The 14,740-nt window shown below is 56.5% G+C and carries 13 protein-coding genes; 5 read left to right on the plus strand and 8 right to left on the minus strand.

Features of this window, described 5'->3' with window-relative positions; genetic code table 11:
• Nucleotides 1–274: 274 nt before the first annotated feature.
• Entirely contained in the window at nt 275–778 is a 504-nt protein-coding gene (locus tag HBN68_RS15735) for a peptidylprolyl isomerase (RefSeq protein ID WP_094993485.1), read from the plus strand.
• Entirely contained in the window at nt 775–1,524 is a 750-nt protein-coding gene (lpxH, locus tag HBN68_RS15740) for a UDP-2,3-diacylglucosamine diphosphatase (RefSeq protein ID WP_169965190.1), read from the plus strand. The genes HBN68_RS15735 and lpxH overlap by 4 nt, the downstream gene beginning before the upstream one ends.
• A 107-nt stretch (nt 1,525–1,631) precedes the next feature.
• On the opposite strand, the gene HBN68_RS15745 is transcribed toward lpxH, so the two are convergent.
• The 5 genes from HBN68_RS15745 to miaE form a co-directional block, all read right to left on the minus strand.
• Entirely contained in the window at nt 1,632–3,161 is a 1,530-nt protein-coding gene (locus HBN68_RS15745) for a DHA2 family efflux MFS transporter permease subunit (RefSeq protein ID WP_094993487.1), read from the minus strand.
• A 63-nt stretch (nt 3,162–3,224) separates the two neighbouring features.
• Nucleotides 3,225–4,430 carry an HlyD family efflux transporter periplasmic adaptor subunit gene (locus HBN68_RS15750; protein WP_169965192.1) on the minus strand — a complete coding sequence of 402 codons (1,206 nt, stop codon included), beginning with the start codon at nt 4,428–4,430 and terminating at the stop codon, nt 3,225–3,227.
• Between the two features lie 15 nt (nt 4,431–4,445).
• On the minus strand, nt 4,446–5,915 hold the full coding sequence (locus tag HBN68_RS15755) for an efflux transporter outer membrane subunit (protein WP_169965194.1): 1,470 nt from the start codon (nt 5,913–5,915) through the stop codon (nt 4,446–4,448).
• Nucleotides 5,912–6,385, minus strand: a complete 474-nt coding sequence (locus HBN68_RS15760) for a MarR family transcriptional regulator (protein ID WP_094993490.1) — start codon at nt 6,383–6,385, stop codon at nt 5,912–5,914. Before HBN68_RS15760 ends, HBN68_RS15755 begins: the two co-directional genes overlap by 4 nt.
• A gap of 197 nt (nt 6,386–6,582) precedes the next feature.
• On the minus strand, nt 6,583–7,191 hold the full coding sequence (miaE, locus tag HBN68_RS15765; protein WP_169965196.1) for a tRNA isopentenyl-2-thiomethyl-A-37 hydroxylase MiaE: 609 nt from the start codon (nt 7,189–7,191) through the stop codon (nt 6,583–6,585).
• Nucleotides 7,192–7,402: 211 nt separating this feature from the next.
• Here miaE and HBN68_RS15770 point away from each other — a divergent pair, with 211 nt between their 5' ends.
• The gene (locus tag HBN68_RS15770) at nt 7,403–8,266 is read left to right on the plus strand and encodes a universal stress protein (RefSeq protein WP_169965198.1); all 864 of its coding nucleotides are present in this window, start codon (nt 7,403–7,405) and stop codon (nt 8,264–8,266) included.
• A 7-nt stretch (nt 8,267–8,273) separates the two neighbouring features.
• On the opposite strand, the gene HBN68_RS15775 is transcribed toward HBN68_RS15770, so the two are convergent.
• The gene (locus HBN68_RS15775; protein WP_094993493.1) at nt 8,274–8,744 is read right to left on the minus strand and encodes a DUF1289 domain-containing protein; all 471 of its coding nucleotides are present in this window, start codon (nt 8,742–8,744) and stop codon (nt 8,274–8,276) included.
• Between the two features lie 405 nt (nt 8,745–9,149).
• Here HBN68_RS15775 and acnB point away from each other — a divergent pair, with 405 nt between their 5' ends.
• Nucleotides 9,150–11,750 carry a bifunctional aconitate hydratase 2/2-methylisocitrate dehydratase gene (gene acnB / locus HBN68_RS15780; RefSeq protein WP_169965244.1) on the plus strand — a complete coding sequence of 867 codons (2,601 nt, stop codon included), beginning with the start codon at nt 9,150–9,152 and terminating at the stop codon, nt 11,748–11,750.
• 70 nt (nt 11,751–11,820) lie between these two features.
• On the opposite strand, the gene HBN68_RS15785 is transcribed toward acnB, so the two are convergent.
• Together HBN68_RS15785 and HBN68_RS15790 are read right to left on the minus strand one after the other, a co-directional pair.
• Nucleotides 11,821–12,891 (minus strand): AI-2E family transporter, encoded by a 1,071-nt coding sequence (locus HBN68_RS15785; protein ID WP_094993495.1) that lies wholly within the window; start codon nt 12,889–12,891, stop codon nt 11,821–11,823.
• 33 nt (nt 12,892–12,924) lie between these two features.
• Nucleotides 12,925–13,164 (minus strand): sulfurtransferase TusA family protein, encoded by a 240-nt coding sequence (locus HBN68_RS15790; protein ID WP_094993496.1) that lies wholly within the window; start codon nt 13,162–13,164, stop codon nt 12,925–12,927.
• A gap of 114 nt (nt 13,165–13,278) precedes the next feature.
• On the opposite strand from HBN68_RS15790, the gene HBN68_RS15795 reads away from it, so the two are divergent.
• Complete coding sequence (locus HBN68_RS15795) at nt 13,279–14,709, plus strand: M48 family metalloprotease (RefSeq protein ID WP_094993497.1); 1,431 nt, start codon at nt 13,279–13,281, stop codon at nt 14,707–14,709.
• Nucleotides 14,710–14,740 lie beyond the last annotated feature (31 nt).

The following is a 14,740-nucleotide window of genomic DNA, read 5'->3' on the forward strand; positions in this document are numbered from 1 at the left end:
GGATCCTTGAACATAACGAGTGCGCGGCCTGGGTCGGCCGACTAAATCAAAGCGCCTATCATAGCCGATGCTGTCAAGCCACCGACAGAGCAGGCAGTCAATCAAAGCATTTGAAATCGCCGCTTTTAGTACCCATATCGTAAAAACCGCATCGAAATGGCGCGCGAGCACGCTAAACTCCGCCCCGCGGCTGTATCTACCCAGCCAGCTCAGGGGTTGAGACGCAAGATGCCACCTCCGGGCCCAACGAATTCTCTGATAGAGCGATAACCCCATGTCAAAAGTAAAATTGAGCACCAACCACGGCGATATCGTGATCCAGCTAAACGCTGAAAAAGCGCCGATCACGGTTGCCAACTTCATCGAATACGTAAAAGCCGGCCACTACGAAAACACCGTTTTTCACCGTGTAATCGGCAACTTCATGATCCAGGGCGGCGGTTTTGAGCCTGGCATGAAAGAAAAGAAAGACAAGCGCCCAAGCATCCAGAACGAAGCCGACAACGGCCTGCCGAACAAGAAGTACTCGGTTGCCATGGCCCGCACCATGGAGCCGCATTCTGCTTCTGCTCAATTCTTCATCAACGTGGCTGACAACAGCTTCCTGAACCACAGCGCTAAAACCGTTCAGGGCTGGGGCTACGCGGTATTTGGCGAAGTCGTAGAAGGTCAGGACGTTGTCGACAAGATCAAAGGTGTCGCAACCACTTCCAAAGCCGGCCACCAGGACGTACCTGCAGACGACGTGATCATCGAGAAAGCCGAGATCATTGAGTGATACTGCTGATTTCAGATTTGCATCTGGAAGAGGAGCGCCCGGACATTACCCGGGCGTTTCTGAATTTCCTGACCGGGCGCGCGCGCTCGGCTCAGGAGCTGTACATTTTGGGCGACTTTTTTGAAGCCTGGATCGGCGACGATGCAATGACGCCCTACCAGCGCTCGATTTGTGACGCACTGCGAGCCCTGAGCGATAGCGGTACCGACGTGTTTCTCATGCATGGTAACCGTGACTTCTTATTAGGCCGGGCCTTTTGCAAAGCGGCCGGCTGCACCCTGCTTAAAGACCCTAGCGTTGTGGACTTTTACGGCGACCCCGTGCTCCTGATGCACGGCGACAGTCTTTGTACCCGCGACGAAGCTTACATGCGCTTGCGACGCTACCTGCGCAACCCTGTGACTTTGTGGGTTTTGCGGCACTTGCCATTAAGCGTCCGCCATAAACTCGCACGGAAACTGCGCAGCGAAAGTCGCGCCCAAACCCGCATGAAAGCCAACGACATTGTCGACGTGACCCCTGAAGAAATTCCGCGGATCATGACCCAGTTTGGCGTGCACACCTTGATTCACGGCCACACTCATCGTCCGGCGATTCATAAATTGCAAATTGGTGAGCAGGCCGCCAAGCGGATTGTGCTCGGCGACTGGGACCGTCAAGGCTGGGTGTTGCAAGTGGATGAACAAGGGATGCAACTGGCCCCGTTCGATTTTCAGCTGACATTGCCCTCCGCCACGACCCCCTGAACGAGCCCAGCCACCTCGACACGGCATTTACCGGGCATCACCAAAGGCTCAGACCCTGATAAGTCGCGGCCTTCGGCAATCCCGGAATGTGCTTTGGTACGTGCGCCTCAATGCCCGCTGGCCGCTGGGCCCGCCTTGGCAGCGAAGGGCGGTTTGGCCAGCCATACCAGCAGAATCAAGCCCATGAAGATCCAGCCCATCATCGTGAAATAGTCCACGGTCGACAGCATATACGCCTGACTGGTCAGGATTTGATCCATCTGCGCGTAGGCCTTGGTACTGGCCCCTCCCAGATTTTCGAGGGTATGCCGGGTGATCGGATCGTACGTACTGATGCTTTCACTCATGTAAGCATGATGCTGATCTGCACGACGAATCCAGATCCATGTGGTCAATGAGGCTGCGAAACTCCCGCCCAATGTACGCAGGAATGTGGCCAGTCCTGCCCCGTCGGCAATTTGATGTGGCGGCAAATCCGACATCAAAATGCTCAAGGTCGGCATAAAGAACAGCGCCACACCAATCCCCATGAACAGCTGCACCATCGCAATGTGCTGGAAATCCACCTCATTGGTGAACTCAGCGCGCATAAAGCAACTCAAGCCAATCGCCAAAAAAGCCAACCCCGCCAAAAGCCGCAAATCAAACTTATGCGCGTACTTGCCCACGAACGGGGACATCACGACAGGCAGGATACCGATGGGTGCAACGGCCAGGCCGGCCCAGGTTGCGGTGTAGCCCATTTGGGTTTGCAGCCATTGCGGCAGAATCAGGTTGATACCGAAGAAGCCGGCATACCCCAACACCAGCACGATTGTTCCGATACGGAAGTTGCGATGGGCGAACAAGCGAAGATTGACGATCGGGTGTTTGTCGGTCATTTCCCAAATCACGAAAGCCGCCAGCGCCACCACTGACAGGGCTGTGCCCATCAGAATAAAGCTGGATTCAAACCAGTCCAGATCATTGCCTTTGTCGAGCACAATTTGCAGGGCGCCCACCCCGATGATCAGCGTAATCAACCCCACATAATCCATGGGCTGACGCGTGATGACGACCGGACGCGCTTTCAGTTGCTGACGCACGACCATGACCGCGAAGATCCCGATCGGGATATTAATAAAGAAGATCCATGGCCAGCTGTAACTGTCCGTGATCCAGCCACCCAAAATCGGCCCGGCAATGGGCGCAACCACCGTGACCATCGCCAGCAATGCCAATGCCATCCCCCGTTTTGCGGGCGGGTAAACCGCGATCAGCAAAGTTTGCGTCATGGGATATAAAGGCCCCGCCACCAACCCTTGCAGAACCCGAAAGCCCACCAGCTCAGGCATGGAGGTGGATATTCCGCACAAAAAAGACGCCAGCACGAACAGAATCGTCGCCCACAGAAACAGTTTCACTTCTCCGAAACGTCGGCTCAGCCAACCGGTCAGTGGCAACGCAATCGCATTGCTGACAGCAAAAGATGTGATAACCCACGTCCCCTGCTCCGAACTCACACCCAAGTTGCCGGAAATAGTGGGCAGCGCAACGTTGGCAATAGTGGTATCGAGCACTTGCATAAAGGTGGCCAGCGACAGGCCAATAGTGGCAAGCAGCAGGCTGGGCGGCGTAAAAGACGCGTTTGTACTCATCGCAAATCCTTTAAAACAGGGCGCGCAGCCCCGCCGCAGTGGCGGGACCAGTGGATTGGCGAATCAACGCGCAGCAGCAGAATTGCCTACAGCAGCACTGTTACTGTCAATCAGCCGCGCGATCAGGGCTTCTGCATCGGCCAGTTGTTTTTCGTACACATTGGTTGTGAACATGGCTTTTTGCGGTGGCTGTTGCGCCAGCACCGGGCCACTTTGATCGTGCAAATTCACATCCACCACCATCGACAATCCCACCCGCAACGGATGCTCAGCCAGTTGATCGGCATTGATGTGAATGCGCACTGGCACGCGCTGGACAATTTTGATCCAGTTACCGGTAGCGTTTTGCGCGGGCAGTAAGGCGAACGCGCTGCCCGTCCCGGCACCGATGCTGTCGATAGAGCCGCTGTACTTCACCTCACTGCCGTAAATGTCCGATTCGATCTCCACCGGCTGACCAATGCGCATGTTGTGCAACTGGGTTTCTTTGAAGTTGGCATCGATCCAAAGCTGGTTCAGCGGAATAACCGCCATCAGCGCCGTACCCGGCTGAACTCGCTGACCCAACTGAACCGTGCGTTTCGCCACATAACCGGTCACCGGGGCGATCAGCGTGGTGCGCGCATGCTCCAGATAGGCTTGGCGCAGTTGCGCAGCGGCCGCGAGCACATCTGGATGGTTAGCGACTGCAGTGTTATCCACCAAGGCCGTGGTGGTATTTAACTGTTGCTCGGCATTGCGCAACTCACTCAACGCCGAAGACAGATCGTCCCGCGCATGAGACAGCTCTTCCTGCGAAATGGCCCCCCCAGCCGCCAGACTTTTACGACGGTTATAGTTGTCCTGAGCTTTTTGCACCTCGGATTTTTGCGCCGCCACTTGAGCCTTCATGCCGCTCACATTGCTGAACAAACCCCGCACCTGACGCACTGTTCGCGCCAGATTGGCTTCAGCACTTTGCAGCCCGACTTGAGCATCGCTCGGGTCAAAATTGAGCAGCACCTGACCTTCGTGAACCAAGTCGCCATCATCGGCCCCAATGCTCACCACCGTACCAGTCACTAACGGCGTAATTTCAACCACGTTGCCATTGACGTATGCGTCATCAGTGCTTTCACTCCAGCGACCGTACAACTCGTGCCAGGCCCAGACGCCCAAGATACCGAGTACGACCAGCAGCGCGAGGGCACCCAGCCAGCGTTTGCGTTTACGCGAGTTAGGCGCGTCTTCGTTGTGTTGTGTTTCATTCGGTGTTTGCACAGAAGCCATGACGAGTACCTGAAATTATTCTGCCAGCGAGGCTTGGGAGGGAACGGCCAACGCCGTGTGAGCGGGCTCGAAGCCGCCGCCCAAGGCCTGCATCAATTGAATCGAGAGGTCGATCTGTTGCGCATTCAAGTCAGCCAACTGGCGTTGGGCCTGAAGCAGTTGCTGTTCAATGCTCAGCACGTCCAGATAATTACCGACACCCGAGCCATAACGTTGCAATACCGTGTTGTAGGAGTCCTGCGCGATATCGGCTGCACGCTGTTGAGCCGTAATCTGATGGCCCGTCGCCGCCAATTGCCCGAGGGTGTCGCTGATTGCACCGAGAGCGCCCACCACTGTTTTGTTGTATTGCGCCACCGCCAAATCGTAACGGGCATCTTCTGCATCCAGCCCGGCGCGTAAACGCCCGCCATCAAAAATCGGCAGCGACAGCGCTGGCGCAATGTTGAAGAAGCGACTGGCCGACCCGAATAAAGCATCCCCCAGTAATGATTCGGTGCCAGCGACGGCCGTCAAATTCAGATTGGGATAGAAACGGGTTTTAGCTGCTGCAATGTTTTTGCTGGCCGCTTCAACACGCCAGCGCGCTGCGACCACGTCTGGCCGACGCCCCAGCAAGTCGGCTGGCAATGTACTGGGCAACGCCACGGCGCTCGGCGCCAGAACATTGGGCCGCGTGATTTCATCACCGCGATCCGGCCCCTTGCCAAGCAGCACTGCGAGCGTAATACGCGCCGAATTGAGCTGTTTCTCAGCGTCGATCAGTTGCTCTTGAGCAGTGGCCTCAAGGCTTTCGGTTTGCTGAAACTGGTAATGGCTGTCGATACCTGAAGCCAAGCGACGCTTGCTCAGGTCCAGCATCTTTCGTGTGCGTTGCAGATCCTCTTGTGACAGATCACGCACTCGGAAGGCATGTCCCAAGTTGCTGTAAGCGCGCGCCACATCGCCCGCCAGCGTCAGACGCGCAGCCTGGCCATCCACTTCCGCTGCACGCGCTTCGCCCAACGCAGCTTCCCACGCATCGCGCTGGCCGCCCCACAAGTCAAAGGTGTAATTGAAGGTCAGATTAAGGTCACGTTCCGTGCTGTAACGCCCACCCTGCCCGCTGGGATCTTGCGATCGCGACAGGCGCGAGCGTGTGACAGCTCCATTAGCGTCCAGCGTTGGCATCCGCGCCGCATTGGCCGAACTGGCGGCTGCCGTGGCCTGACGGATGCGGGCGCTGGCCACTTGCATATCCGGACTGTCACGCAAGGCTTGCGTAACCATGCGGTTGAGTTGCTGATCGCCCAACCGCGCCCACCATTGCTTCTCGGGCCAGGCGGCCGGAGTGACGTTGGCGCCCTTGAAAGATTGACCGGGTTTCAATTGATCGGCTTCAAGGCTGACGCCTTGAGGGGTTAGCCCGTGGTCATTGGCACAGCCGGCCAACACCATTGACGCAAATACCAGGCTCAAGCCTGTACGCAAGGTTTTGTTGCTCATTTTTCACCCAGGCGCTGCACCGTGATCGCGTCACCGGCTGCGAGCAATATTTTTTTCAGGATATGTTCAAGGCTTTGTAATTCTTGCGGGGTTATCGCGCCTGCCAACTGATTCATGGCAGCTGCGCCGATGGTCGGAAGTTGATCGGCCAGTGCCTGCCCCTCGCCTGTAAGCACCAGGCGCACCTGACGCCTGTCCGCATCTGAGCGCTGACGCACCAACAGATTTTTTTGCTCAAGGCGATCGAGCATCCGGGTCATCGAACCGCTGTCGATACACAAGTGCCGACAAAGCTCAGCCGGGGTATCCACCTCAAACTGCGCCATGATGATTAGTACTTTGAACTGCGCAGCCGTGATGCCATACGGCTCCATGTGCGTGTCAATGATGCGGTCCTTGAGCAACGCAGCGCGACCAAGAAGCAAACCCAAGGTGCAGTTTTGAAAGTTATCGGGGGAGAAATGCTTCATCGGCCACCAGGAAGCTGCTTAAACAGTAATGTTTCAAAATATTACTGTCTAGGCAGCTAATGTCAAGGCGATAAATAGCCAGCTATCTATTTGAACCCATGTAGACCGCGTCACGAGGTTCGCCTGATAGCGCTAAGCATGGGCCATGCAATAAAAAAGCAGACGCTGACGCAAGGTATGCCTGCGTCAGCGATAAGCTACGCCTGAGCCGGCACGCCACTGTGGAAGCGAAACTCAACGTCTGGGCTTTCAATAAGCGCTTGCTCGGCGACGCGCACGCGCTCAATTACCTGAGCAATGTCCTTGGCGTCACCGTATTGATAGGCCAATTTCAAATAACCCTGAAAATGCCGCGCTTCGCTTTTAAGCAATCCGAAATAGAACGTGCCCAGTTCTTCGTCCAGATGCGGCACCAGCGCCTCGAAGCGCTCACAACTGCGCGCCTCGATAAACGCCCCGACCACCAGCGTGTCCACCAGCTTTACGGGCTCATGGTTACGGACCACTTTGCGCAAACCAGAAGCGTAGCGCCCTGCTGACAACTGGCGAAGTTCGATTTTGCGCTTTTTCATCAAACGCATGACCTGCTCGTGGTGCACCAGCTCTTCACGGGCCAGGCGCGACATCATATTGATCAGGTCAACATGGGAGTGATATTTGGCAATCAGGCTCAGCGCCGTGCTGGCAGCCTTGAACTCACAGTTTTTGTGATCGATGAGCAGGGTTTCCTGATCGGCCAGCGCTGCCGTGATCCAGCCATCAGGCGTTCGGCAACCAAGAAACTCGTTAATTTCAGGAAGAATCACGCGAACGCCCCCGATATAAGAAGGTTGCGCGACGAGTCGACAGTAGGCAGAAAAGTGACAGGCATGGGGCTCACACAGCTGGAGTGACAAAGCCGCCGATTATACGGGGCGCACAGCACAGCACCAGCCTGACGGATTGATATGCATCAAGGCGCGGGCAACCCGTGAGCAACTATAGTGGTTGCACTCAATCCTCCATGGAGCCTCTACCATGCAAAAGATCAACAAGCTGCTGGTGGTGATCGAACCCGAGTTAATGGAAAGCCTTGCCCTCAAACGCGCCAAACAAATCGCTGAAAAGACCCAGGCCGCCCTGCACCTCTTGATTTGCGACAAAGAGGATAAACACGCGGCATTGCTCAGCGTGCTCGAGAATGCATTAAGGGCACAAGGCGTTGTTACCACCAGCGAACGGTCCTGGCATGAGAGCAAGCACCAGACCATCATTCGTGTGCAGCAGGCTGAAAATTGCGGGCTGGTGATCAAGCAGCACATTCCCGACAACCCCTTGAAAAAGCTCTTGCTCACACCCGAAGACTGGAAGCTGCTGCGCTTTTGCCCAGCCCCGGTATTGCTGGCTAAAAGTGCGGGGCACTGGGAGAACGGTGTCGTACTGACCGCCGTCGACGTGGGTAATGACGATGCCGATCATAGGGAGCTGCACCAGAGCATTGTTGACGCTGGTATTGAGATCGCCAGCCTGGTTAAAGGCCAGCTTCATGTGGTCAGCGCTTACCCGGCCCCCATGCTGGCCGCTGTAGAAGCCGCTTACCCCATTGAGACTGAATACGAAGCGAAGTATCGCCAGGCGTGCGAAGCGCTCATGGCGCATAACCCCATTGACAGCAAGTGCTTTCATGTCGAAGAGGGCCCGGCCGATGTGATTATTCCTCGGGTCGCCGGCGAGCTACACGCTGCTGTGACAGTCATGGGCACCGTGGCGCGCACAGGCTTTTCAGGTGCGCTGATCGGTAATACCGCAGAAGTCGTCATCGACAAGCTCAAGAGTGACATTTTGGTGCTCAAGCCTAAAGAAATGACGCATCATCTGGAGAAATTGGCGTCCGGAGGTTGATCCTTCATCAATTGCCCAATGCATCTTTTAAGAAACTGGGGGCGATATAACGCTGATAGTGAGCTTCAGACAGCAGGAAAAACTCCCGATCAATGGCATCACGCAGTTCGGGCAAATTCCAGTCGCGAAACTCGGGCAACAGGACCATCCCGTACGCTTCCAGCTGATTGATCACCCGCGCCCCGCGGGCAATCAGCTGGTAGGCCCAGCAATATTCGGACTGATGGGGCACAAATCGAATTTGCCGCGCCAGCAACTGGCCACGCAGCTTTTCGGGATCAAATATTTCAACCTTGCCCGCCATCACCTGCACGAGCAACTGCTCCAGACGCATCCACACTGCGCGTTTTTCGTCATCGTTGTAACCGTTCCAGTGGATCACTTCATGATGGAAGCGCTTGCATCCACGGCACACCAGGTCGCCGTAAACCGTCGAACACAGGCCGATGCAGGGAGTCTTGATGGTTTGGTTGGGCATGGCGAAATAGAGCACTGCAGAGCGAAACAGGCGGGCATGTTAGCCCTTTGTCTAACGCAGATCACCCCTCAACCTTCAGGGGTTAACTTACCTTTACCAAGTTTTTCCCGTAGAATCGGCCTGCCTTTTAAGGCGCCAATGTCCGTTAGAAGCTGTTTTCAAAGCGTCACGAGCACAGTTGATCCTGAAGAACGGTGTTGGTGATGGGTACTTGCCAGGCAACTGCCCGCACCAACATGCACCATCCCTCCGTTCAGAAGGCGTAAAACTTTGAAAACAGCTTCTGTTGGGAATCTCTGCAACTCTGGCTAAGCGGCTCATAAAGCCCCGCAGCGCATGAGTGTCTTGCATTCCTGGATGAGCGTCCCGGACACCCATTTGGGACCAATGATGAGGGTAATAACTGTGCTTGAAGCCTACCGCAAACATATCGAAGAGCGCGCAGCACTGGGTATCGTTCCCCAGCCGCTTAACGCCGAACAAACTGCAGGCCTGGTTGAGCTGCTGAAAAACCCGCCTGCTGGCGAAGAAGAATTCCTCGTTGACCTGATCACCAACCGCATTCCACCTGGTGTTGACGAAGCGGCCTACGTAAAAGCCGGCTTCCTCGCCGCCATCGCGAAAGGTGAAGCCACTTCCCCCCTGATCAGCAAAAAGCGCGCTGTTGAACTGCTTGGCACCATGCAAGGCGGCTACAACATCGTCACGCTGGTTGACCTGCTGGACAACGCAGAGCTGGCTCCGGTAGCTGCCGAGCAGCTCAAGCACACCCTGTTGATGTTTGACGCCTTCCACGACGTGGCTGAAAAAGCCAAGAATGGTAATGCCCACGCCAAGGCTGTGGTGCAATCCTGGGCTGACGGCGAGTGGTTCAAAAACCGCCCTACCCTGGCAGACAAAATCAGCTTGCGCGTATTCAAGGTCACCGGTGAAACCAACACCGACGACCTGTCGCCTGCCCCTGACGCCTGGTCGCGTCCTGATATCCCGCTGCACGCACTGGCCATGTTGAAAATGGCCCGTGACGGCATCGTGCCAGATGTCCAGGGCTCCATCGGTCCGATGAAGCAAATCGAAGAAATGCGCGGCCAGGGTTTCCCTATCGCCTACGTCGGTGACGTGGTCGGCACGGGCTCTTCGCGTAAATCGGCCACCAACTCGGTACTGTGGTTCTTCGGCGACGACGTTCCTTACGTGCCGAACAAGCGCGCCGGTGGTTTCTGCTTCGGTAGCAAAATTGCTCCGATCTTCTACAACACCATGGAAGATGCGGGCGCACTGCCTATCGAGTTTGACGTCAGCAACATCCATATGGGCGACGTGATCGACCTGTACCCGCACGCAGGCAAAGTCTGCAAGCACGGCACTGACGAAGTCATCACCACCTTTGAATTGAAAACCCCGGTTCTGCTGGATGAAGTCCGCGCTGGCGGCCGTATTCCGCTGATCATCGGTCGCGGCCTGACTGAAAAAGCCCGCGCCGAACTGGGCATGGGTCCATCTGACCTGTTCAAGAAGCCTGAAGCACCGATTGAAAGCACCAAGGGTTTCACCCTGGCGCAGAAAATGGTTGGTAAGGCATGCGGCGTGACCGGCGTTCGTCCGGGCACTTACTGCGAGCCGAAGATGACCACCGTAGGTTCTCAGGACACCACCGGTCCAATGACCCGTGACGAACTGAAAGACCTGGCGTGCCTGGGCTTCTCCGCTGATTTGGTGATGCAGTCGTTCTGCCACACCGCGGCTTACCCCAAGCCGATCGACGTGACCACCCACCACACCTTGCCTGATTTCATCATGACCCGCGGCGGCGTTTCCCTACGTCCGGGTGACGGCATTATCCACAGCTGGCTGAACCGCATGCTGCTGCCTGACACCGTCGGCACCGGTGGCGACTCTCACACCCGCTTCCCGATGGGCATTTCGTTCCCCGCCGGTTCGGGCCTGGTGGCATTCGCCGCAGCCACTGGCGTCATGCCACTGGACATGCCGGAATCGGTTCTGGTTCGTTTCAAAGGCGAAATGCAACCGGGCATCACCCTGCGTGACCTGGTACACGCCATTCCTTACGTGGCGATCCAACAGGGCCTGCTGACAGTAGAGAAGAAAGGCAAGATCAACGAGTTCTCGGGTCGCATCCTGGAAATCGAAGGCCTGAACAACCTGAGCATCGAGCAAGCGTTCGAACTGTCCGACGCATCGGCAGAACGTTCGGCTGCTGGTTGCACCATCAAACTGTCCAAAGAGTCGATCACCGAATACCTGAATTCCAACATCACCCTGCTGCGCTGGATGATCGGTGAAGGTTATGGCGATGCTCGCACCCTTGAGCGTCGTGCTCAGGCGATGGAAGCCTGGATTGCCAACCCTGAATTGATGGAAGCCGATGCTGACGCCGAATACGCGCACATCATCGAAATCGACCTGGCTGACATCAAGGAACCTGTACTTTGCGCCCCTAACGACCCGGATGACGCCCGTCTTCTGTCCACCGTTGCCGGCGAGAAAATCGACGAAGTGTTCATCGGTTCGTGCATGACCAACATCGGCCACTTCCGCGCTGCGGGCAAGTTGCTGGACAAGGTTAAAGGCCAGCTGCCAACCCGTCTGTGGCTGTCGCCGCCGACCAAGATGGACGCTCACCAACTGACCGAAGAAGGCTACTACGGCATCTACGGCAAAGCTGGCGCGCGTATGGAAATGCCGGGCTGCTCGCTGTGCATGGGTAACCAGGCGCGCGTAGAGCCGAACTCGACTGTTGTGTCGACTTCGACCCGTAACTTCCCGAACCGTCTGGGTGATGGCGCCAACGTATACCTGGCTTCGGCCGAGCTGGCGTCGGTGGCTTCGATTCTGGGCCGCTTGCCTACTGTAGAGGAATACATGGCATACGCAGCAGAGATCAACACCATGGCCCAGGACGTGTACCGCTACCTGAGCTTTGATCAGATCGCTGAATTCCGTGAAGCGGCAGCCAATGCCAACATCCCGGTGATTCAAGCGTAAGCTGACGTTGTAACGAAAAAGCCCCGACTCGCAAGAGCCGGGGCTTTTTCATGATCGCCGCAATGCTGCACTAAAGCAGTGGCGCCACAACCTGCTGCTTGCGTGGCCAGGCATCCAGCACTGCCTTGAACAGCGTAGCCAGCGGGATGGCGAAAAACACACCCCAAAACCCCCACAAGCCTCCGAACAGCAGCACCGCGCAAATGATTGCCACCGGATGCAAGCTGACGGCCTCAGAAAACAGCAACGGCACCAGCACGTTGCCGTCCAGCGTTTGAATGATTCCGTAGACCGCCATCAGATAGATGAACTGATCGCTCCAGCCCCATTGGAACAAAGCTATTAGGCACACCGGCACGGTGACGACCACGGCCCCCACGTAAGGCACGACAACCGACACGCCCACCAGCAAGGCCAGCAATGCCGCGTAATTAAGATCCATGACCACAAACGCAATATAGGTGACGCTACCGCAGATGATGATCTCGATGACCTTGCCGCGTATGTAGTTGGCAATCTGACGGTTCATGTCATGCGCCACGCGTGTAATCAGCGCCCGCTCGCGAGGCAAGTAGCCGCGCACCCAGCGACTGATCATGGCCCGGTCCTTGAGGAAGAAGAACACCAGGATCGGCACCAGCACCAGGTAAATCATTATGTTGACCAACAGCGGCAGACTGGACAGCGAGAACGTCAGCGCCAACTGGCCAAACTTGCCAATCTCCCCCCGCGCCACTTCGATGGCCTGCAACACTTGCTCATCCGACACCAGATGCGGATAGCGTTCCGGCAGCAGCAACAGCAGCGACTGCCACTTCGCGAGCATGCCCGGCAGTTCATTGAACAGGGTGATCAATTGATGCCACAACAACGGCACCACGACCACGATAAAAAGCAGCAGCACTCCCATAAACAGTGCGAAAACCAGCCCGACTGCCACAGCCCCCGGCAAGCGCAAGCGCTCCAGTGCCACCACCAGCCCTTGCATGAGGTACGCCAGTACCATGCCCGCCAGCACCGGCGCCAACATGCCGCCCAAGGTCAAGACTACTGTAAACGCCAGCACCAACAACACGGCCAGCACCACGGCTTCCTCATCGGAAAAGTAGCGCTGTATCCAGTTACGCAACACGTTGAACATCAAGATTCCTTTTAAAAAGGCGACGCCAGGGATTCAGGCCTTGCGCAGCCAGTAGCGGTAGATGCCGACACCCTCTTCTTCACGCAGCAAATCATGCCCCGCCAGACGTGCGAAGGTACGAAAGTCACGTTGAGAGCCCGCATCCGTGGCAATCACTTTCAGCACGTCACCCGAACCCATCTGATTAAGTGCCATCTTGGCCTTGAGCAGCGGCAACGGACAATTCAGGCCGCTGGCGTCCAGCTCCGCGTCATGTTCCAACACATCTGTCATTTCCCGTTCCTCAGGCATTTTTTATGCGCACTAGAATACCCCAGGCTGACCCGCCTCTGGTCGCCAGCCAACTGTGCAGCTACAGTAAGCCCTTTATCGACTAGAGCTTCGTGCATGAATTTTCTGCGCCCGACCCTGTTGACGCTCGCCTGCCTGCTCGCATCACCGCTTTTCGCCGATGATTTGCCGTCTTTGGGTGATGCCAGCTCCTCCATTGTTTCGCCTCAACAAGAGTACAAACTGGGGCGCGCCTGGCTGAGCATGTTGCGCGGCCAGGTCTCGCAGCTCAACGATCCTCAGCTAAAGGACTACGTTGAAACCAGCGTTTATAAATTGGTCGAAACCAGCCAGGTTCAGGACCGGCGGCTTGAATTCATTTTAATCAACAGCCCACAGCTCAACGCGTTTGCAGCCCCCGGTGGAATCATCGGTGTGAATGGCGGCCTGTTCCTCAATGCACAGACCGAGGGCGAGTATGCTTCAGTTCTGGCACACGAACTGGCGCACTTGTCACAGCGGCACTTCGCACGTGGCGTAGAAGCGCAACAACGCATGCAGTTGCCCATGATGGCCGCGTTGTTAGCGGGCATCGTCATCGCAGCCTCAGGGGCGGGTGATGCCGGGATAGCGGCTATTGCGGGCACTCAGGCAGCGGCATTTCAGGAGCAGCGACGCTTTTCCCGACAAAACGAGCAGGAAGCGGACCGCATTGGCATCCTTAACCTGGAAAAAGCGGGTTACGACCCGCGCTCCATGCCGACCATGTTCGAGCGCTTGATGCGCCAGTATCGGTTCGACGCCAAACCACCAGAATTCTTACTGACTCACCCAGTGACCGAATCGCGTATTGCGGACACCCGCAACCGTGCTGAGCAAGCCCGCCCCGGTGGCGCCGAAGACAGTCTGCGCTATCAACTGATTCGCGCCCGGGTGCAACTCAACTACGAAGAGACGCCAGGGCTTGCCGCCAAGCGCTTTCGGGTCCAACTCGATGAAAACCCTAAAAACGACGTGGCCCGCTACGGCCTGGCTATCGCGCAGATCAAGGGCAGTCAATTTAAGGAGGCTCGGGAAAACCTGAAGCTGTTACTGGATAAATCGCCCAACGACATCACCTACAACCTGGCCCAGATCGAGCTCGACATGGCCAGCAATCAACTCGACGACGCGCAAAAGCGGGTCGAAAGGATGCGCACGCTGTATCCGGGCAATTACCCGCTGAATCAGGCACGTGTCGATCTGTTACTCAAACAGAACAGAGCCGCCGAAGCAGACAAGGCACTGGAAGCCTTGCTCAAGAGTCGCCCAAATGACCCGGATGTCTGGTACTCGGTGGCCGAGACCCGAGGGCTTTCGGGGAACATTATCGGCTTGCATCAGGCACGAGCGGAGTATTTTGCACTGGTGGGTGATTACCGTCAGGCCCTGCAACAGCTGGACTTGGCGAAAAAACTGACCAATAACTTCCAGCTGTTATCGCGCATTGATGCGCGTCAACGTGATTTGCTGGATGAAGAGCGATCCATCAAAGACATGATGAATTGAGATCACGCCTGAAGGCGGTAACTTCACCCCA

Source organism: Pseudomonas sp. WS 5078 (assembly GCF_012985745.1).
Classification (GTDB): Bacteria; Pseudomonadota; Gammaproteobacteria; order Pseudomonadales; family Pseudomonadaceae; genus Aquipseudomonas; species Aquipseudomonas lundensis_A.

Excerpts from the sequence above, each read along its gene's own strand:
- HBN68_RS15750 (WP_169965192.1), bottom strand. The coding sequence starts at position 4,430 with ATGGCTTCTGTGCAAACACCGAATGAAACACAACACAACGAAGACGCG.
- HBN68_RS15770 (WP_169965198.1), top strand. The coding sequence starts at position 7,403 with ATGCAAAAGATCAACAAGCTGCTGGTGGTGATCGAACCCGAGTTAATG.
- HBN68_RS15795 (WP_094993497.1), top strand. The coding sequence starts at position 13,279 with ATGAATTTTCTGCGCCCGACCCTGTTGACGCTCGCCTGCCTGCTCGCA.
- HBN68_RS15755 (WP_169965194.1), bottom strand. The coding sequence starts at position 5,915 with ATGAGCAACAAAACCTTGCGTACAGGCTTGAGCCTGGTATTTGCGTCA.
- HBN68_RS15785 (WP_094993495.1), bottom strand. The coding sequence starts at position 12,891 with ATGTTCAACGTGTTGCGTAACTGGATACAGCGCTACTTTTCCGATGAG.
- HBN68_RS15790 (WP_094993496.1), bottom strand. The coding sequence starts at position 13,164 with ATGACAGATGTGTTGGAACATGACGCGGAGCTGGACGCCAGCGGCCTG.
- HBN68_RS15745 (WP_094993487.1), bottom strand. The coding sequence starts at position 3,161 with ATGAGTACAAACGCGTCTTTTACGCCGCCCAGCCTGCTGCTTGCCACT.
- HBN68_RS15735 (WP_094993485.1), top strand. The coding sequence starts at position 275 with ATGTCAAAAGTAAAATTGAGCACCAACCACGGCGATATCGTGATCCAG.
- HBN68_RS15760 (WP_094993490.1), bottom strand. The coding sequence starts at position 6,385 with ATGAAGCATTTCTCCCCCGATAACTTTCAAAACTGCACCTTGGGTTTG.
- HBN68_RS15775 (WP_094993493.1), bottom strand. The coding sequence starts at position 8,744 with ATGCCCAACCAAACCATCAAGACTCCCTGCATCGGCCTGTGTTCGACG.